The organism is Brevundimonas sp. R86498 (assembly GCF_044598075.1).
Lineage (GTDB): Bacteria > Pseudomonadota > Alphaproteobacteria > Caulobacterales > Caulobacteraceae > Brevundimonas.
Genome location: NZ_CP139004.1, coordinates 1,754,276 through 1,773,146 on the forward strand (window position 1 = coordinate 1,754,276; position 18,871 = coordinate 1,773,146).

Sequence of the window (18,871 nt, forward strand, 5' to 3'; positions counted from 1 at the left end):
ATCCATCGTGAGGTCAAGAGACCCGCCAACGAACGGGGGAACTTGGATCCCCTATGGCCGGGGATCGATCATGCTTGGATTCATCAACAGCGGACATGCAGCCGTGGTCCTCGCGGCGCTAAGTCGATCGCTGGCGATCATCGAGTTCGATCCCAAGGGCAAGATTCTGACTGCGAACGAGAATTTCTGCACGACGATGGGCTACACGCTGTCGGAGATCCAGGGCCAGCACCACAGTCTGTTCGTGGACCCTCAGGAGGTCCGAGGCCCCGACTACGCGGCCTTCTGGGCCAAGCTCGGCCGGGGCGAGTTCGATCAGCGCCAGTACCGCCGCATCGGCAAGGGGGGACGGGAGGTCTGGATCGAGGCCTCCTACAATCCCGTCCAGAATGCCAGTGGCAAGGTGCTCAAGGTCGTCAAGGTAGCCTCGGACATCACAGCGACCCAGGCGCGGAACGTCGATTTCGAAGGCAAGATGGCCGCCGTTTCCCGTGCCCAGGCCGTAATCGAGTTCACGCCCGCCGGCGAGATTTTGACCGCGAACGAGAACTTCCTCGGTGCGCTCGGCTACACGCTCGACGAGGTCCGCGGGCGTCATCACAGGATGTTCGTCGAACCCGGCGAAGCCGGTTCGGCCGAATACGCCGAGTTCTGGCGAAAGCTGAACAGCGGGGAGTATGTCGCCGCAGAGTTCAGGCGGATCTCGAAGTCTGGTGAGGAGGTCTGGATCCAGGCCTCCTACAATCCGATCTTCGACTCCGACGGCAAGGTCACCAAGGTGGTGAAATTCGCCACCGACGTTACCGGTCGCGTCAAGGCTGTGGGGGAAATCGCCACCGGACTGTCCGAGCTTGCGGGCAACAATCTTCAATACCGGATCGAGCGCCCGGTCGAGGCGGCCTTCGAGAAGGTGCGCACAGACTTCAACGCCGCCATGTCGACCCTGGACGAAACCATGACTGCGGTCGCCGCCACGACGACCAGCGTCGGCACCGGCGCGACCGAGATCGCCCAGGCCTCCGACGACCTGTCGCGGCGGACCGAGCAGCAGGCCGCCAGCCTTGAGCAGACCGCCGCCGCCCTCGACGAGATCACCGCGACCGTGAAACGCAGCGCCGAGGGGGCCAGCCTGGCCTCAACGGCGGCCTCCAATGCCCGGACCGGGGCGACCCGCTCCGGTGCCGTCGTCCAGGAGGCCGTGGCCGCCATGGGCGAGATCGAGGCGAGCTCGCGGGAGATCACCCAGATCATCGGCGTCATCGACGAGATCGCTTTCCAGACCAACCTTCTGGCCCTGAACGCCGGAGTCGAGGCCGCTCGCGCCGGTGAGGCCGGCCGGGGCTTCGCGGTCGTCGCCTCCGAGGTCCGGGCTCTCGCCCAGCGCTCGGCCGAAGCGGCCAAGGAGATCAAGGGTCTGATCTCCTCCTCAACCGCACAGGTCAGCAAGGGCGTGAAACTCGTAGGCGAGACGGGCGAGGCGCTGGTCGGCATTGTCGCCATGGTCTCCGAGATCGATTCCCTCATCTCCGAGATTGCGGTCTCTGCCAATGAGCAATCCACGGCCGTGTCAGAGGTCAATACTGCCATCAATCAGATGGACCAGGTGACCCAGCAGAACGCCGCCATGGTCGAGGAGGCGACAGCCGCAGCCAACAGCCTTAGCAATGAGGCGATCGAGTTGACGTCACTGGTCGGCCGGTTCCAGACCAGCGCTGGCGGGACCCGGTCACGGCGACTGGAGCTTGTCCGCCCCGGACGGCACACTCCGGCCGCCAACCCGGTTGCCGTAGACCGTGCTCGTCTTCAGAGGGCCGTCAGCGGCGGCGCGCCGGTCGCGGACTGGGAAGCGTTCTGAGCGCGGGCAGCGCAATCCCGTTCCTGCCGTTCAACACCAGCAGCACCAACCCGGCCGCGATGTTCAGACACAGGGCCGGAAACAGCATCGGCAGGATATCGCTGCCGGTGGCCTGTTTGATCGCGGGCACGACGGACTGGGCGACGAAACCGCCGAGATTGCCGATCGAGTTGATGGCGGCGATGCCGGCGGCGGCACCCGCGCCGCGCAGGAACATCGGCGGCAGGCTCCAGAACACCGGCTGGGCGGCGAAGATGGCCGGGGCGGCGATGCACAGCAGGGTGAATTGAGCGACCGGTCCGGGCACAAGCACGCTCAGGACCAGACAGGCGGCTCCAACCAGGGCCGGCCCGGCGATATGCCAGGCGCTAGCCCCGACGCGGGCCGCGTGGCGCGGCAGCCACCACAGCGCCAGACCCACCAGAATCCACGGAATGACGTTCAGCAGGCCGTTGACGGTGTTCGACACGCCGAAACCCTGGACCACGGTGGGGAGCCAGTAGCTGAGGCCATAGGCGGCCAGCGGAAATCCCACATACATCAGGGCCAGCAGCAGCACCCGGCGATCCAGCATGGCGCGCCAGGCCGAGGCGTGGCCGGGCTCGGGGCTGGCGTCCGCCTCCGCCTGCAGGGTTCCGGCGATCCACGCCTTCTGCCCCGCCGTCAACCAGGGTGCCTGATCCGGCCCGTTGGGCAGCCGCAACAGGACATAAGGGGCCAGCGCCACGGCGGGGATTCCGGTGGCGATGAAGACCCACTGCCAGCCCGCGAGCCCCAACAGGCCGTCGAGATCGAGCAGGGCCCCGCCGATCAGGGCTCCGACCGCATTGGCCACGGCACTGGCGATCATGAAGGCCCCGATCATCCGCCCCCGATGGCTCTGGGGGTACCACAGGGTCAGCACATAGAGGACGCCGGGAAAGAACCCGGCCTCGGCCGCCCCCAGCAGGAAGCGGAGGATGTAGAACATGGCCGGGCTGTCGGTGAATCCCAGCCCGATGGTGATCAGGCCCCAGGTGGCCATGATGCGCGTGAACCAGACCCGGGCACCGACCTTGGCCAGCACCAGATTGGCGGGGGCCTCGAACAGGAAATAGCCGATGAAGAACAGCCCGGCCCCCAGGCCGTAGACCGCCTCGCTCATCCCCAGCGCATCGGCCATCTGCAGCTTGGCGTAGGACACGTTCTGCCGGTCGATATAGGCGATCAGATACATCAGGCAGAACAGCGGCATCAGCCGCGCCGTGATCCGCCTCAGCGTTGCCGGCCCCACATCCTCGGTCATTTGCTTTCCCCCAGTCCCATTGTTGATGGGCTTGCCGGCGATCCCGGCTTTGCGACGGCCCCGCCCTGGCTTAGGGGTAATCCACCCGCGTTGACAACGCTGTCAGAGATTTTGCCATGCTGCTGAAACGGCTCCGTCTTGCTCTGGCCACCGGCCTGATCGGCCTTGCCGTGTCCATCGGCGGGGGCGTCACCGCCCAGGCGGTCGATGCCCCATCCCCGCGCGTCCGCGCTCTGCTGGAGCGCATGACCCTGGACGAAAAGATCGGTCAGCTGAACCAGATCCCCGGCGGCCGCCAGCGCGCCCTGAACTCACGGCTGGACGCAGCGGCCCTTGAGCGGGTGCGTCGCGGCGAGATCGGCTCCTTCCTGCACGTTGCCGGCGCGGCCCAGATCCGCGAGTTGCAACGCATCGCCGTCGAAGAGTCGCGGCTCGGCATCCCCCTCCTGTTCGGCATGGATGTGGTGCACGGGTACCGGACCCTGTTCCCCGTGCCGCTCGCCCTGGCCGCAAGCTGGGACCCGGGGCTGATGGAGCAGACGGCGCGGGTGGCTGCGGTCGAGGCTACGGCCGCCGGGCTGAACTGGACCTTCTCGCCCATGGTCGACATCGCCCGCGATCCCCGCTGGGGTCGGGTGGTCGAGGGGCCGGGCGAGGACCCCTATCTGGGCTCGATCCTGGCGACGGCCCAGGTGCGCGGCTACCAAGGCACCTCGCTGGCTGACCCCGGCTCCATCCTCGCCACCGCCAAGCATTTCGTCGGCTATGGCGCGGCCGAGGGCGGGCGCGACTACGACAGCGCCGACATCTCCGACCGCACCCTGCACGAGGTCTATCTGCCACCCTTTTATGCGGCCGCCAGTGCAGGGGCGGGATCGATGATGACCGCCTTCAACGACATTGGCGGCGTGCCCCTGACGGCCCATCCGGCGCTGGTCCGGGGCCTGCTGCGCGAGCAGTGGGGCTATCAGGGCCTGATCGTCAGCGACTGGAACGCTATCCCCGAACTGCTCAATCATGGGGTGGCCGCGACGCCGCAAGAGGCCGGAGCTCTGGCCCTGCGGGGCGGTGTCGACATGGACATGGCGGGCAATCTTTATTCGGCGCACCTGAAGGGCGCGGTCGAGGCCGACCCGACCCTGCTACCGCTCCTGGATCAGGCGGTCATCGCGGTCCTCACTGCCAAGGAGCGCCTCGGCCTGTTCGCCGCTCCTTATGCCCGCGCCGATCCCGCCCGCGAGGCTGCGGCCATGCTGACGCCCGAGCACCGCGCACTCGCCCGCGAGGCCGCCCGCCGATCCATCGTCCTGCTGAAGAACGAGGGCGACCTGCTGCCGCTCGCCACCACTGCCCGACGCATTGCCATCATCGGGGCCCTGGCCGAGGACGCCAACTCCTCGCTCGGCAGCTGGCGCGCCCAGGGCAAGGTCGAGGATGTGCGACCGCTCATCCCCGCCCTGCGCGAGGCCCTGCCGCAGGCCACCTTCACCTATGCCCAGGGCTACCGTCCCGAGGCGGCCCCGACGATCGCCGTCACCGCCGCGGGCGAAGGGGCCCAGGGCGTGCGCGAGGTCTCCGATGCGGAGGCACTGGCCGAGGCCGTCGCGACCGCGAATGCGGCCGACCTTGTGCTGCTAGTGGTGGGCGAGCATTTCGACCGTTCGGGCGAGGCGCGCAGCTATACCGACATCGGCCTCAGCGCCGCCCAGGACGCCCTTGCCGCCGCCGTGCTCGACACGGGCAAGCCGGTGGTCGTGATTCTCATGAACGGCCGACCGCTGGCCATTCCTGAACTGGCCCGGCGGGCACCGGCGATTCTCGAGACCTGGTTTCTGGGCGTCGAATCCGGCCCGGCCATCGCCGACATCCTGACAGGCCGTGCCTCACCCGGCGGTCGCCTGCCGACCGGCTTCCCGCGCGCCAGCGGGGCCGCGCCCCTGACCTACGCCCACCTCCCGACCGGGCGACCGGCCTCCGAGGATCTGGCGCGCGACACCGCCCGCTATCGCGATCAGCCGATCACGCCCCTGTTCGCCTTCGGGCACGGCCTCAGCTACGGCCGGTTCGACTATTCCGACCTGCGGCTGAGCCAGACCGAGGTCGCGCCTGATGGCCGCGTCGAGATCAGCGTGACCGTCCGCAACACTTCCAGTGTCGCGGCCGATGAGGTGGTCCAGCTCTATGTCCGCGATCCAGTCGCCGCCATCGCCCGACCGGTGCAGGAACTGCGCGGCTTTCGCCGGGTCGCCTTCGCGCCGGGTGAGGCGAAGCGGATACGCTTTATCCTCACTCCCGCCCAGGTCGCCTTGTGGAGCGAGGACGGCTGGCGCATCACGTCGGGTGAAATCCAGGTCATGGTCGGGGCTTCATCGGCCGATATCCGGGCACGGACCGCCTTTACCGTCACATCGGACGGCGTCAGCGCCATCCCCGCTGCCGCCATCCCCACGTCGTCTTCCGAGGAGCCTGTGTCTTGAGCCTGTCGCGCCGCACCGTCATCACCGGGGCCGCCGCCCTGTCCGCCACTGCCTGCCAGAGCGTTGCCATGACGGAACCTGCAACCGCCTTTCCCACGGTCGGCCACATCATCCGAGACGACCCCGCTCTTGACCGCCTGATCGCACCCGACGCCCGGATCGAGAAGCTGGCCGAGGGCTTCACCTGGTCCGAGGGACCGGTGTGGATCGCCGACGGGGCCTATCTGCTGTTCAGCGATGTGCCCCAGAACCGGATCCATCGCTGGTCCGAGGCCGACGGTGCCTCCGTCTTCCTCTCGCCTTCGGGGTACGATGGCCCGGACGGGTCGGCCTTCCGGGAGCCTGGCTCGAACGGTCTGATCGCCGGTCCGCCCGGATCGATCCTGATGGCCGACCATGGCAACCGCGCCATCGCGCGGGTCGATCTGGCCACGCGCGCCAAGACCCTGCTGGCGACCCGCTACGACGGCAAGCGGTTCAACTCGCCCAACGACCTGGTCCAGGCCCGCAGCGGCGCGATCTTCTTCACCGACCCGCCCTACGGCCTGAAGGACATGAACGAGTTGCCGCTGAAGGAACAGCCGCACAACGGCGTCTATCGACTGGACCCCGACGGCACCGTGTCCCTGCTGGTCGATGACCTGACCTTCCCCAATGGCGTGGCCCTGTCGCCCGACCAGCGCACCTTGTACGTGGCGGTATCCGATCCGCAGCGTGCCGTGATCATGGCCTATGATCTGGGGCGTGCGGGCGAGGCCTCGAGTGGTCGGGTGCTCCACGACTTCACCGCCAAGGTAGGGGCCTCCGGGCCCGGCCTGCCGGACGGTCTGGCTGTCGATGTCGAGGGTCACCTGTTTGCGACCGGACCGGGCGGCGTTCACGTGCTGACGCCCGAAGGCCGGGCGCTGGGTCGCATCGATACGGGAACGGCGGCTGCCAACTGCAAGTTGGGTGAGGACGGACGAACCCTGTTCATCACGTCCGGGCCCTTTCTTGCGAGGCTGCGAACGCGAACACGCGGCTGAGCCCCGCTCACCGCGGGCCCCGCCGCCATCCTCGCTCCGTTCGCCAATGGTCTGCATAGTGACCTGCCGATGTCACAGCCCGCTCAGCCGGTCGGTTGCCGACGCAAGAACAGTACCGCGGCGGCTGTGACCAGCATGATGCCGGCGAGACTGGTGGCATAGGCCGCGCCGACGAAGAAGGGCAGCCAGGGCAGGTCGACGGCGGCGAAATTGCGCACCAGCAACAGGATGACACTGCCGACATAACCGGAGGCGTCGGCAACATAGATCAGGAAACCGGCGGTCGCGACCGTGCCCGACCAGGCGATCATGCGGTCGAACAGCATCGCGTTGAAGGGGGTGTAGGCGAGATAGAGGCCCGCGCCGCTGGCGATCATCCAGGCGATCGGGGACAGGAGCTGGTGCTGGAACGCCAGGGTCGAGGCTCCCAGCAGGACAAACCCCGCCAGAATCACCCCGTGCATGAGCAGCAGGGCCCGGCCGTTGTTCCTGACCGCGATCAGTACGCCCATGGAGACCAGAGACAACGCCGCGACCGGGCCCTCGCTGGCGGTAAAGACCGAGGCGGCGTCGCCGTAGCCGAGGGCGCGCCAGATCTCGGCGGCGAAGTTGTCCCTCAGGTCGCGGAAGGCCGTCAGCATCACATAGGCGGCGACCAGCAGGACCAGAACCGGCCAGTGGGCGGCCAGGAAGGCGGTTCGCTCCCGGGCCATCATGGGCCGGCGGGCCACGCGCTCGGCCTCGTCGGCGGCGCTCGGCGGGGGCAGGGCGGCCAGGGCCAGAACCGACAGCGCCAGCAGGGGCATGAAGACGACCCCGGTCGCCGCCGGCATCCAGAACGGGCTGATGTGGGCGACATCCATCAGCGCCTTGCCGATGGATTTGACCACGCCGGACGACAGGATGAAGCTGGCGCACAGGATGGCCCCCAACACCTCGCTGGTGCGCCGTCCCTCCATGAAGCCGAACACCAGACCCCAGATCAGGCCCAGCGGCAGGCCGTTCAGGAACAGGGCCGCGACATTCCAAGGTGCCGGCACGACGGCAAAGAACACCAGAGCCAGCCATGACAGGCCGATCAGCACCACGATGGCGGCCGCGCGTCGCTCGGGCCGCATCTCCGCGATCACCTTGACCCCGATCAGCTTGGACAGGGCGTAGCCGGCGACCTGGGCAACTACCAGGGCGACCTTGTAGTCGAGAACGAAATCCCAGCCGGGGACGACGTCGAAGGTCGCGGCCGTGAAGGGTTTGCGGAAGGCGTACATGGAAAAATAGGCACAGAACCCGGCCAGTCCCGCGAAAAGCACGAACACTACCGGGTTGGCGCGCGCCAGCCAGAACCGCAGCCGTTCCATCACGTGTCTTGCCCCTGTTACGTCTCCGTGGTCTAGACCAGACGTACGACGGCTGGATGACGAGAAACCGGTATGCAATCAGCGACGGGCGACGCCATGCCCATCGAACGGGTCACAACGTGACGGCGTCCTATGACGTCGCCGTGGTGGGGGCCGGGATCGTCGGTCTGGCCACTGCCCTGGCGGCCGCGCGTCGGGGCCTGTCTGTGGTCGTGATCGACCGCGATGCCCAGGCCAACGGCGCCTCGATCCGCAACTTCGGCTTCGTGACCGTCACCGGCCAGCCGCGCGGACAGATCTGGAACCGGGCGCGCCGCAGCCGCGACGTCTGGGCCGAGGTCGCGGCCGAGGCGGACATCGCGGTCCTGCAACAAGGGCTGTGGCTGCCCGTGCGCCGCCCCGAGGCCCTGGCCGTGCTGGATGCTTTCATGATGACGGAGATGGGCGAGGGTTGCCGGCTGTTGTCGCGCGACGAGGCGCTTGCCCGCGCGCCCGAGCTCACCGGCCCTCAGACGGTCGGGGCGCTGTGGAGCCCGCATGAGCTGCGGGTGGATTCCCGCACCGCCATTCCTCGCCTCGCCGCCTGGTTGGGTGCGCGCTTCGGCGTGGTCTTCCTGCGCCAGACGGCGGTCCATTCGATCGAGCCACCGCGCATCCAGACTGCGCGCGGCGTGGTTGAGGCCGGATCGGTGGTCGTCTGTCCGGGCGACGATTTCGCCAGCCTGTATCCCGAGCATCTGATCGACGCGGGTTTGATGCGCAGCAAGCTGCAGATGATGCGGCTGGCGTCGCCGGGCTTCGCGCTGCCGTCTCCGGTGATGTCGGATCTCGGTCTGGTCCGCTACGAAGGCTATGCCGACCTCCCGCAGGCCGCCGCCCTGAAGGCCCGGTTGGAAGACGAGCAGGGTACAGCCCTGGCCAACGGGGTCCATCTGATCGCGGTGCAGGACGCTGACGGAGCCCTGGTGGTGGGCGACAGCCACCATGACGCCGCCACCCCGGACCCCTTCGCCAGCGAGGCGGTGGAGCGGCTGATTTTGGACGAGTGGCGCGCCGCCACCGGCCGGGAGGCCCCGCCGGTCCAGGACCGCTGGATCGGCACCTATGCGCGAGGGCAGGAGGGCAGTTTGATTGCCGCGCCGGATCCGCGCGTGCGTCTGGCCCTGATCACCGCCGGCAACGGTGCCTCCACCGCCTTCGCTTTCGCCGAGGAAGTGATCGCCGATCTATTTGAGGAGACGACACCATGACCCAGATCCGCAAAGCGTTCGACATGGTCGTGTTCGACTGGGCCGGGACCATGATCGATTTCGGCAGCCGGGCCCCGGTGCTGGCCCTGGTCGAGGCCTTCGCCGCCCACGGCGTGACGGTCGGTGAGGCCGAGGCCCGACGCGATATGGGCCGGGCCAAGGCCGACCATGTCCGGGCGATGTTCGACCAGCCCCGCATCGCCGCAGACTGGCGCTCGACCACCGGATCCGCTCCGGACCCGGCGGCGGTCGAACAGGTGATGGCAGCGCTGCAGGCGCCGATGATCCGGCTGGCGGAAGAGACCGCCGACCTGATCCCCGGCGCGGCCCAGACCGTCCGTCACCTGCGCCGGGATGGGCTGAAGATCGGATCGTGTACCGGCTATACCCGCGAGATGATGCAGTCGGTTCTGCCCCGGGCGGCGGCCCAGGGCTATGCGCCGGACGGCGTGGTCTGCGCCCACGAAACGCCGCAGGGCCGGCCATCGCCCCAGATGATCTACAAGGCCTGTCTGGATCTGGACGTCTGGCCGCTGTCGCGGGTGGTCAAGGTCGACGACGCCGAGGTCGGCATGACCGAGGGGCGCAATGCGGGCTGTTTCACCGTGGGGGTCGCCGCGTCCGGCAATATGATCGGGCTGAAGGCCGACGCCTTGGCCGATCTGGACAGCGAGGCTCGCCGGACCCTGCTGGCCGACGCCGGCGATCGCCTGCGGGCGGCGGGGGCCGATCTGGTCATCGACACCGTCGCCGATCTGATCCCCGCCCTCGAGGCCGAGGCGGCCCGGCGTGGCTGATCAGGGGCGCGCGACCAGTCCCAGCAGAAGATCGCGATAGGAATCCAGGGGCGCGAGGGTGATGCCCTCGACCTTGCCCAGTTCGTCGTAGCGCCGCAGCCGGACGGCCGGCTCGAAATGGGGGGTGGACTTCGAACGCTTCGGCCTCCACCGCCGACATTGCCCCCCCCTGTAAGGCGAGGCTCTGGCGTGAGGCCGGGCTGAGGGCGTCGGCATAGCCGGGCTCGCGGGTTGCCAGATAGCGTTTGGCCTCGACATGAAGCCGCACCGGTTCGGTGACGTCCGGACCGAAGCCCTGCGCCAGCCAGGCCGCGCCGATCCGCTCGTGCAGGGCGTCCACGCCCCGGTCCGCCGCATCCTGTCCCTGCTTCTGCAGCAGGTGGCCGATGTCGTGCAGCAGGGCGGCGGCCACCAGGCTGTCCGGCTCGTTGGCGTCCCGCGCGTGGTGGGCGGTCTGCAGGGCGTGATCCAGTTGCGTCACCGCCTCGCCATAGTGGTCGCCGCCCGACCGCTCGAGCAGCTGCAGGATCGAAGCCACAAATGGTTCGGGGGACATGGCGCGGGTCATGGTCTAGTCCAAACACGAAATCCCAAGAGCGTCCAGCCAAGCCTGTGTGACAGACGGTGCCCAACGGAACTCGGAGCTACATGGCCCAAGTGGTGCAGTTGAGGGCCGCAGAGAGTGGGGCCCGGGCAACCAGGTGAGGGTCCCGACCCTTTAATGGTATAGACCATATCGACACCCACAGAAACGACCCGCAACCCGAATGGCGAATTCTATCCCCGCACCGAGGGCCGAGGGCCTGCACTACCTGGGCCTGCGCGATGATATCGCCCGGCGCATCGCGACCGGTCTGCTGGGACCCGGCGACAGGCTGCCCGCCGAGCGTCGTCTGCAGGCCGATCTGGGGATCGCGCGCGGCACCATCCGCGAGGGCCTGTTTCAGCTTGAGGCCGAGGGGGCGATCTATCGGCGGGACCGGAGCGGCTGGTATGTTTCACCGCCGCCGGTGGTTTACGACCCGACCCGTTGGGAAGGCTTCATCTCCTATGTGGAGGCCCAGGGGCGCCGTCCGGCAACCGAGACGATCTCGGCCGAGTTGATCGTCGCCGATCCGCTGCTGGCCGGGGTGTTCGGCCGGCCCGTTGGCGCACCGCTCTACCGGATCCGCCGCCGCCGCTATGTCGACGATCGCGCCGTGCTGGTGGAGCGGATCGTGATCGACGCCGCGCTCGCGCCGGATCTGCTCAGCCACTCCCTGGACCAGTCGCTGACGGACATCCTCAAAAGCGTCTACGGCCTGTCAGTCGCCCGCAACCAGGTCAGTATGCGGCCCTGTGCCCTGACGGGCGAAGACGCTGCGGCGCTCGGCGTCAAATCGGGTCTGCCGGGCCTGCATGTCCAGCGCCTCAGCCATGACGCCGGCGGACGGGTGATCGAGTTCGACCATGAGTACTGGCGACACGATGCGGTAAGGATCGACGTCGACATCCGCGTGCGTTGACCCGGGCCGGGGGAGGGCGGCCTCACGCGGCGACGCCGGCCCGGCGGCGATCGCCCGTCGCGACGTCGGCCCTGTGCAGCTGGATTCCAGCCTCCGAGACCGCGCGCGATGTCGCGGCGGGCGGTGCCTGATCCGTCACGAGATCCTGCACCTGACCGAAGGACGCGACCTGGATAAAGCCAGCCCGGGCGAACTTCGAATGGTCGGCCAGCACGACGACGCGTCGTGCCTGGGCGAACAGGGTCTGTTTGAACGCCGCCTCGTCGGCATCGAAGTCCAGGAAGCCCCGGTCGGCATCGACCGCGCCCATCGACAGGACGGTCAGGTCGGGCGCGAAATGGGCACAGAAGGCCTTGGCCTCCGGACCGAAGGCCGCGTGGTGGGTCCCGTTGATCTGTCCGCCCGCCAGCAACAGGCGCTGGCCGGGGTTGCCCAGCACCTCATAGGCGATCTCCACGCTGTTGGTCACGATTGTGAGATTTCTCACAGATGACAGGCTTCTGGCCAGCCAATGGCAGGTCGTTCCGGAGTCCAGCAGCAGGGTCATGCCATCGCTGACCAGGGTGGCCGCCGTCCGGGCGATGCGCTGTTTGGCCTCGGCGTTCTCGCGCAGCCGGATCCGGTAGGGGGCCTCGATCTTGTTGCTGGTCGCCGACAGGCCGCCGTGAACCTTCTGGATCACGCCGGAGCGTTCCAGTTGGCGTGCGTCGCGCCGAATCGTCTCTTCGGACACGGCGAACCGATCCGCCAGTTCCGAGACCGGCCAGAACGCCCGCTCGTCCAGCAGTTGCAGAATGGCGGCCAGCCGGGCCCCGGGGTTGAGCGCCCGGGGGGCACCAGGAACCGGACGGCTCATCGCGGACCTTCGTCAGGGCGTCCAAAACCCACACATAACCACATAGTGCTGGAAGAACTCGTTCATGGATCTCGCGTCAGCGTGGACCTTGGGAGTTGCCTGTCAAGGCCCGTGTGCCAAAGGCCGACGCTATTTTCATCCCTGTCAAAGCTCTGGCCTGTCAAAGCTCTGGCTCGACCGACGCCACGCGGAACTGTCACAAAGCCACACGGACCCACACATTTCAACATAATCACCTCAAACTGTCACGCGGCTGCCATCCGCCAAACCTAGGAAGAGGGCATCGCCTGGCTGCAATGGTGCCGACCCTCCCGGTCGTCCCCGGCCTGCTCAGGCGGCTCATTTCCAGTTTGTCGGGGGACACCTAAATGTCGAAGCGATACCGCGTCCGGGCCACGGGCCCGAACCTCAGGACGGCGCTGCTTGCCACTGCTTCGGTGCTGGTTGCCGCAGCCGGCGCGACCTCTGCCCTGGCCCAGGAGGCCGATCCGGCCCAGCTGGACGAAGTCATCGTCACCGGCTTCCGGCGGTCGCTGGGCGATGCCCGCGACATCAAGCGGGACGCGGTCATTTCGGTCGACGCCATCGTTGCCGAGGACATGACCAAGTTCCCGGATCTGAACCTGGCCGAGTCGCTGCAGCGCCTGCCCGGCGTGCAGATCACCCGGGAGGCCGGCGAGGGGCGTCGCATCTCGCTGCGCGGCCTCGGAGCCGACTTCAGCCGCGTGCAACTGAACGGCATGGAGGTGCTGGGCAACGTCGATTCGGCCCAGGACAGCCGGGGCCAGCGCTCGCGCGACCGTGCCTTCGACTTCAACATCTTCGCCTCTGAACTGTTCTCGCGCGTTGAGGTCGAAAAGACCTTCCAGGCTTCGCAGAAGGAGGGGGGCATGGCCGGCACGGTCGGCCTGTTCACCGGCCGGCCCTTCGACTACGCGCCGGGCATCAATGGAGCCATGACCGTCAAGGTCGGCACCAACGAATACACCGAGGACGCCCAGCCGCGCGTCGCGGCCCTGTTCAGCCAGAACTGGGACAACCGGTTCGGCGTGTCCTTCTCGGTGGCCTACAGCCAGCGGGAAACCACCGAACAGGGTCACAACACCTATAACTACAGCCGTCCCTCTGCGACGACCCTGCAGGGACTGGTGACGCGGGGCCTCAACATCTCCGGGCTTTCGGCGGCGGAGCAGGCCAAGTTCCTGTCCGGTGACCTGTATTTCGCGGACGGCAACCGCATCTCGTCCTGGAACGCGGAACAGGAGCGTCTGGGCCTGACCGCCGCGATGCAGTGGCGTCCGACGGACACTATGGAGCTGACGCTCGACGTGCTTCACGGCGAGTTCTCGACCCGCCGCAGCGAGGTCCATCTCGCCACCCGGCCGCTCGCCTCCACCGGCTCGGTCGCGTTCGACACGGCCGCTGCCACCATCTGGCCGGCCACGTTCCAGACGGCCTCGGTCATCAATGACATTGCCTGGGACAGCAGCAACTACGTCACCCTGACAGACGTCACGGGCACGACTTTCGGCAGCGAGCACCGCCGCTCCCTGAACGAGAACGAGTTCAACCAGGTCGTCCTGACCGGCAAATGGGACCTGTCCGACCGCCTCGTGGTCGATGGTCACATCGGCTACGAGAAATCGACGTACGACACCCCCTATGACGACAAGCTGTATATGCGCGCCCGCGGCAATCTGGTCGCCAGCTATGGGGCCGACGGCCGGTCAGCCACTTTCGACTACCCGAACTGGGACCCGACCAACCCCGCCAACTATGCGATGAACTCGTTCTACTATCGCGGCTTCAACAATGAATCGGAGCTGCGCGAAGGCGAGCTGAACGCGCGCTATCTGATGAGCGACGTCTGGACCCTCAGCGCGGGCGTGGCCTACCACCGCTTCGCCCAGGAAGGCGTCGACCTCTTCTACGACGACAACGTCAACGGGACCCGCGACAAGATGCGGGGAACCTCGGTCGCGGATGTCACTTCGGTCTACACCAACGCCTTCGGCTCCTGGCTGATTGGTGACTATGACAAGGCCTTCGCGAAATACCGGGAATACCACCGCTTCGAGCCCAATACGGACGGCACCGGCGGCGCGCTGCAGGACATCGAGAACGTGTTCGAGACGACCGAGGAGACGGTCTCGGGCTTCGTACAGGCCGACTGGGACAGCGAACTGATGGGCCGCCGCTTCCGCGGCAACGTCGGCCTGCGCGGCTACAGCACCGAGACGCGCAGCATCGGCTGGATCCAGGGCGACAGCTACGCCTATCTGGGCACATCTGATGTCGAGGGTAGCTACGAAGGCGTTCTCCCCGCCATGAACGCGGTGCTGGACGTCGCCGACGATGTCCTGCTCCGCTTCTCGGCGACGCAGAACCTGAACCGTCCGGGGCTGGGTTCGATGGCGGCCGAGGGCAGCGCCTTCAAGAACGAGGACTCCGGCGAGATCACCGCCTCGCGCGGCAACCCGAACCTCGAGCCCTACAAGGTCAACGCCTACGACCTGGGCCTCGAATACTATTTCGGGGACGTGGGCCTGTTCGCGGTCACCCTCTTCCAGAAGGACATCACCAACTACATCGGATCGGTCCTGCTGGAGGACATCCCGTTCAGCGAGACGGGCGTTCCGTCGGGCACCATCCCGGGGGCCACGGAAGACACGATCGTCAGCGAGTTCTCGATGCCGATCAACATCGAGGGCACCAACACCCTGACTGGCGTGGAACTCACCATGCAGGCGCAGATGACCTTCCTGCCGGCCCCGTTCGACGGTTTCGGCGTCGTGGCCAACTTCACCAGCGTGGAGGCCGATGAGGACCTGACCGGCTTCTCGCCGCAGAGCTACAACGCCACTGTCTACTACGAGACGACCCGTTGGGGTGTTCGCGCCTCCATGAGCCACCGCGACACCTGGTACAGCGGCTACAACGACACTCCGATGAACGCCGGGACGCGGGGCTTCGAAGCCTCGACCTACGTCGACGCCGCTGCCTTCTTCAACATCACCGACGCCCTTCAGGTCACCCTGGACGCCGTCAATCTGACCAACGAGACCGACACGCAGTTCTGGGGGCAGAACCGCTACCTCTATAACCAGAACCAGAGCGGCACGACCTATATGGCCGGGCTCAGCTACAAGTTCTGACGCCGGAGAACGTCTATCTCATGCCCCCCGCGCCTTAGGGACGCGGGGGGCCTTTTTCGTGATCCAGGGCTGATGATCGTATCCCATCGCCACCGTTTCATCTTCGCCGCCGTGCCCAAGACGGGCACCCATTCGGTGCGTCAGGCGCTGCGCGTACAGATGGGCGATGAGGACGCCGAACAGGTGGGCCTGTTCGTCGACAAACGCTTTCCGTGGGCGGATCTGGCGGCGATCCGGCACGGGCATTTGTCCCTGCGGCAGGTGCGGCCCCATCTCGGGGAAGAGGCCTTCGCCGCCTATTTCAAGTTCGCCTTCGTGCGCAATCCGTTCGACCGGTTCGTCTCCTACTGCGCCTTCATGCTGCGGGGCGGGGACGACTTCCAGAACCGGCCGCAGGACGTGATGCGTCATTTCCTGTTCGCCGAACCGCCTGAACAGCATGTGCTGTTCCAGCCCCAGGCCGCCCTGCTGGTGGACGCGGACGGCAAGACCCTGCTGACCGACGACGTCGGCCGGGTCGAGGACATGCAGGGGTCGTATGACGCCCTGTGCGCGCAGATCGGGATCCCCTCGCGGCCGCTGGACCGGGTCAACGGCAGCCGCCACGGCGACTACCGTCAGTACTACGACCGGACCCTGATCGATGCCGTGGCCGCCCGCTATGCGCTCGATCTCGAGCTGTTCGGCTATGAGTTCGAGGGTGTGCGATGACCGGTACCCCGGCCCGGCCCGCCGCCAATCCGCGCAAGACCACGGGCGTCCGCACGCTGGGGCCGGTCGATATCGCCGCCCTGCGCGAGGCCGTGCTGGCGATTCCTGAGGCGGTCTGGGCGGCGGAGAATGCGGACAAGCCGAACAAATTCGAGGCCCTGGGCGGCACGGGCCACATCGTCTTTCGCTTCATCGACAGCCCGCTGGACTGGCGCGGTTCGCATGACCGACCCGCCTGGCCCGCGTGGCGCACCCTCCTGGAGCCGGTGTTGGCCGAGGCCGTCCGCGACTATGGCTATGCGCGCGGGATCTTTCCGCGTGTCATGCTGGCCCGGATGCCGGCGGGTGGCGTGATCCACCCGCATATCGACGCCAATCCCGCCGCCAGTTGGCCGCACAAGATCCATGTGCCCCTGACCACAAACCCCGGGGTCGTCTCCTTCTTCGGCGGTCAGGAACACCGGCTCGCGCAGGGCGAGGCCGTCGAGGTCAACAACCTCGGCCCGCACTGGGTGCGCAACGAGGGCGACACCGACCGCATCCATCTGATCTTCGAATACTACGACGTCGACCAGCCGGATCCGGCCTGGCTGGAGCCCTTCCTGCGCGGCGGTGCGGCGCGATGACAGCCGCCGCGCTCGCCGACATGCCGGATCGCGACACCCTGTTGCAGACCTCCCGAAGCCTGCGCGAGCAGCGGCGCATTCCCGAAGCGCTGACGACCCTCGCCCGGCTCGAGGCGCTCCATCCCGGTTTCAGCCGCCTGTATCAGGAACGCGGCCACTGCCTGGTCCAGATCGGCAATGCGCCGGCGGCGCTCGAGGCCCTGCAGACGGCGGTGCGGTTGAACCCGACCTTGCCGGCCTGCTGGGACATGCTGGAGCAGATCCACCGGATGCGGGGGGAGGTGGCCCGGGCGGAGGAGGCGGGTCGGCAGCTGGCCCTGCTGACGCAGCTGCCGCCTGAAATCGTGATGGCCAACAGCCTGTTCGCCGACGGTGATCTGGCCCCCGCCGAGGCGGTCCTGAGGGACTATCTGGATCGGGACGGGGACAATGTCGGTGCGCGCCGGCTGCTGGCGCGGATCCGCCTGGAGGCTGATGATCTCGAGCAGGCTGAAGGCCTTCTGGAACAGGTGCTGGCGCGCGCGCCGGACTATCACGCCGCCCGTCTGGACTATGCGATGGTCCTGCTGCAGGGCCAGAAGCCTCTGGCGGCGCGCGGGCAGGCCGAACAGCTGCTGGTCGACGATCCCGACAACCGCGATTACATCAAACAATACGCCGCGGCCTGCGTCGCACTCGGCGACCACGAGCCGGTGATCGACCTTTACGCCCGGCTGCTGGAGGGCTTGGCACCGGGGCCCGAGGCCGCCGACCTGCGGCTTTGGCGCGCGAACGCCCTGAAGATCATGGGCCGACAGGCCGAGGCCGTCGCCGACTATCGCGCCGCCCTGGCCGCGCGGCCGGACCACGGCGTGGCCTGGTTCAGTCTGGCCAATCTGAAGACCTGGCGCTTCTCCGACGAAGACGTCGCCCGCCTGCGCGCGGCCGGGGCCCGGCCCGACCTCCAGGAGATGGACCGCATCTATCTGGCCTTCGCGCTCGGCAAGGCGCTGGAGGACGAGGGTGACCATGCCGGCTCATGGACCTGCTACGAACGCGGCAATGCCCTGCGCCGCGCCATGGGGCGCTATCGCCCCGAGGTCGCAGAGGCCTGCGCGGCTCGGCTGAAGCCCGTGTTCAGCCGTGCGTTCTTCGCCGCTCGCGCCGGCTGGGGCGTGGCCGATGCGGCACCGATCTTCATCCTCGGCCTGCCACGATCGGGCTCGACCCTGATCGAACAGATCCTGGCCTCCCACAGCAGTGTCGAGGGGACGCAGGAGCTGACCGAGATCGGTCGCTATGCGGGCGAGATCTGCGGACGCGATCCCGATTGCGGCCTGCCGCTGGAGCCGGATGCGATGGCCCGGTTGACGGCTGCCCAGGTCCGGGTGCTGGGCGAACGGTTCCTCGACGAGACCCGCACCTATCGCCGGCTCGGGCGGCCCTTCTTCGTCGACAAGATGCCGAATAATTTCTGGCACATCGGTCTGATCCACCTGATGCTGCCCAACGCCATCATCCTCGATGTGCGGCGTGAGCCGATGGCCTGTTGCTTCAGCAATTTCAAACAGCTGTTCGGCACGACCAACCACGCCTTCACCTATGGCGTCGTGGACATCGCCCGCCACTACCGGACCTATCTGGACCTGATGCAGCACTGGGATGCGGTGCTGCCGGGCCGGGTTCTGAGCGTGCATTACGAGGACGTGGTCGAGGATCTGGATGCCGGGGTGCGGCGGTTGCTGGATCATTGCGACCTGCCGTTCGAGCCGGCCTGCCTCGAGTTCCACAATACCCGGCGCGGCATCCGCACACCCAGCTCCGAACAGGTGCGCCACCCAATCGGGCGCGAGGGCCTGGGGCAGTGGAAACACTATGAGCCGTGGCTGGGGCCGCTGCGTGATCAGCTGGGCGACGCCCTGACCGGCTACAGGACCTGAGCCATGAAGCTGGCGAAGCCCTTCTATCAACTGCCGGTCCTGTTCGACGTCG

Annotated in this window: 14 protein-coding genes; 10 read left to right on the forward strand and 4 right to left on the reverse strand. The window is 67.5% G+C overall.

The window, feature by feature from the left end; translation table 11 throughout:
* Positions 1-70 precede the first annotated feature (70 nt).
* Complete coding sequence (locus tag SJY26_RS08535) at positions 71-1,855, forward strand: PAS domain-containing methyl-accepting chemotaxis protein (RefSeq protein WP_396592635.1); 1,785 nt, start codon at positions 71-73, stop codon at positions 1,853-1,855.
* Here SJY26_RS08535 and SJY26_RS08540 read toward each other — a convergent pair.
* Positions 1,815-3,140, reverse strand: a complete 1,326-nt coding sequence (locus SJY26_RS08540; protein ID WP_396592636.1) for an MFS transporter — start codon at positions 3,138-3,140, stop codon at positions 1,815-1,817. The genes SJY26_RS08535 and SJY26_RS08540 overlap by 41 nt on opposite strands.
* Positions 3,141-3,256: 116 nt before the next feature.
* Between SJY26_RS08540 and bglX the strand changes: the two genes are divergently transcribed.
* Both bglX and SJY26_RS08550 read left to right on the forward strand, forming a co-directional pair.
* Positions 3,257-5,617 (forward strand): beta-glucosidase BglX, encoded by a 2,361-nt coding sequence (gene bglX, locus SJY26_RS08545; RefSeq protein ID WP_396592637.1) that lies wholly within the window; start codon positions 3,257-3,259, stop codon positions 5,615-5,617.
* On the forward strand, positions 5,614-6,642 hold the full coding sequence (locus SJY26_RS08550; protein WP_396592638.1) for an SMP-30/gluconolactonase/LRE family protein: 1,029 nt from the start codon (positions 5,614-5,616) through the stop codon (positions 6,640-6,642). Before bglX ends, SJY26_RS08550 begins: the two co-directional genes overlap by 4 nt.
* An 83-nt stretch (positions 6,643-6,725) precedes the next feature.
* On the opposite strand, the gene SJY26_RS08555 is transcribed toward SJY26_RS08550, so the two are convergent.
* Positions 6,726-8,000: a DUF5690 family protein gene (locus tag SJY26_RS08555; RefSeq protein ID WP_396592639.1), complete on the reverse strand. Its 1,275-nt coding sequence runs from the start codon at positions 7,998-8,000 to the stop codon at positions 6,726-6,728.
* Positions 8,001-8,119: 119 nt separating this feature from the next.
* On the opposite strand from SJY26_RS08555, the gene SJY26_RS08560 reads away from it, so the two are divergent.
* Both SJY26_RS08560 and phnX read left to right on the forward strand, forming a co-directional pair.
* Positions 8,120-9,250 carry a TIGR03364 family FAD-dependent oxidoreductase gene (locus SJY26_RS08560; RefSeq protein ID WP_396592640.1) on the forward strand — a complete coding sequence of 377 codons (1,131 nt, stop codon included), beginning with the start codon at positions 8,120-8,122 and terminating at the stop codon, positions 9,248-9,250.
* Positions 9,247-10,047, forward strand: coding sequence for a phosphonoacetaldehyde hydrolase (gene phnX / locus SJY26_RS08565; protein ID WP_396592641.1), 801 nt, complete (start codon positions 9,247-9,249; stop codon positions 10,045-10,047). Before SJY26_RS08560 ends, phnX begins: the two co-directional genes overlap by 4 nt.
* Here the strand turns inward: phnX and SJY26_RS08570 are convergent.
* Positions 9,986-10,615, reverse strand: a complete 630-nt coding sequence (locus tag SJY26_RS08570; RefSeq protein WP_396592642.1) for an HD domain-containing protein — start codon at positions 10,613-10,615, stop codon at positions 9,986-9,988. The two genes, phnX and SJY26_RS08570, sit on opposite strands and share 62 nt — an antisense overlap.
* 199 nt (positions 10,616-10,814) lie before the next feature.
* Between SJY26_RS08570 and SJY26_RS08575 the strand changes: the two genes are divergently transcribed.
* Positions 10,815-11,552 carry a UTRA domain-containing protein gene (locus SJY26_RS08575; protein WP_396592643.1) on the forward strand — a complete coding sequence of 246 codons (738 nt, stop codon included), beginning with the start codon at positions 10,815-10,817 and terminating at the stop codon, positions 11,550-11,552.
* Between the two features lie 22 nt (positions 11,553-11,574).
* Here SJY26_RS08575 and SJY26_RS08580 read toward each other — a convergent pair whose 3' ends face one another.
* Positions 11,575-12,408, reverse strand: a complete 834-nt coding sequence (locus tag SJY26_RS08580) for a DeoR/GlpR family DNA-binding transcription regulator (protein WP_396592644.1) — start codon at positions 12,406-12,408, stop codon at positions 11,575-11,577.
* 368 nt (positions 12,409-12,776) lie between these two features.
* Here SJY26_RS08580 and SJY26_RS08585 point away from each other — a divergent pair, with 368 nt between their 5' ends.
* The 4 genes from SJY26_RS08585 to SJY26_RS08600 all read left to right on the forward strand — a co-directional run bounded on the left by SJY26_RS08585 (position 12,777) and on the right by SJY26_RS08600 (position 18,819).
* Positions 12,777-15,563, forward strand: a complete 2,787-nt coding sequence (locus tag SJY26_RS08585) for a TonB-dependent receptor (protein WP_396592645.1) — start codon at positions 12,777-12,779, stop codon at positions 15,561-15,563.
* 72 nt (positions 15,564-15,635) lie between these two features.
* On the forward strand, positions 15,636-16,274 hold the full coding sequence (locus SJY26_RS08590) for a sulfotransferase family 2 domain-containing protein (protein ID WP_396592646.1): 639 nt from the start codon (positions 15,636-15,638) through the stop codon (positions 16,272-16,274).
* On the forward strand, positions 16,271-16,900 hold the full coding sequence (locus SJY26_RS08595) for an aspartyl/asparaginyl beta-hydroxylase domain-containing protein (RefSeq protein WP_396592647.1): 630 nt from the start codon (positions 16,271-16,273) through the stop codon (positions 16,898-16,900). The genes SJY26_RS08590 and SJY26_RS08595 overlap by 4 nt, the downstream gene beginning before the upstream one ends.
* The gene (locus tag SJY26_RS08600; protein ID WP_396592648.1) at positions 16,897-18,819 is read left to right on the forward strand and encodes a sulfotransferase; all 1,923 of its coding nucleotides are present in this window, start codon (positions 16,897-16,899) and stop codon (positions 18,817-18,819) included. The genes SJY26_RS08595 and SJY26_RS08600 overlap by 4 nt, the downstream gene beginning before the upstream one ends.
* Positions 18,820-18,871: the final 52 nt, after the last annotated feature.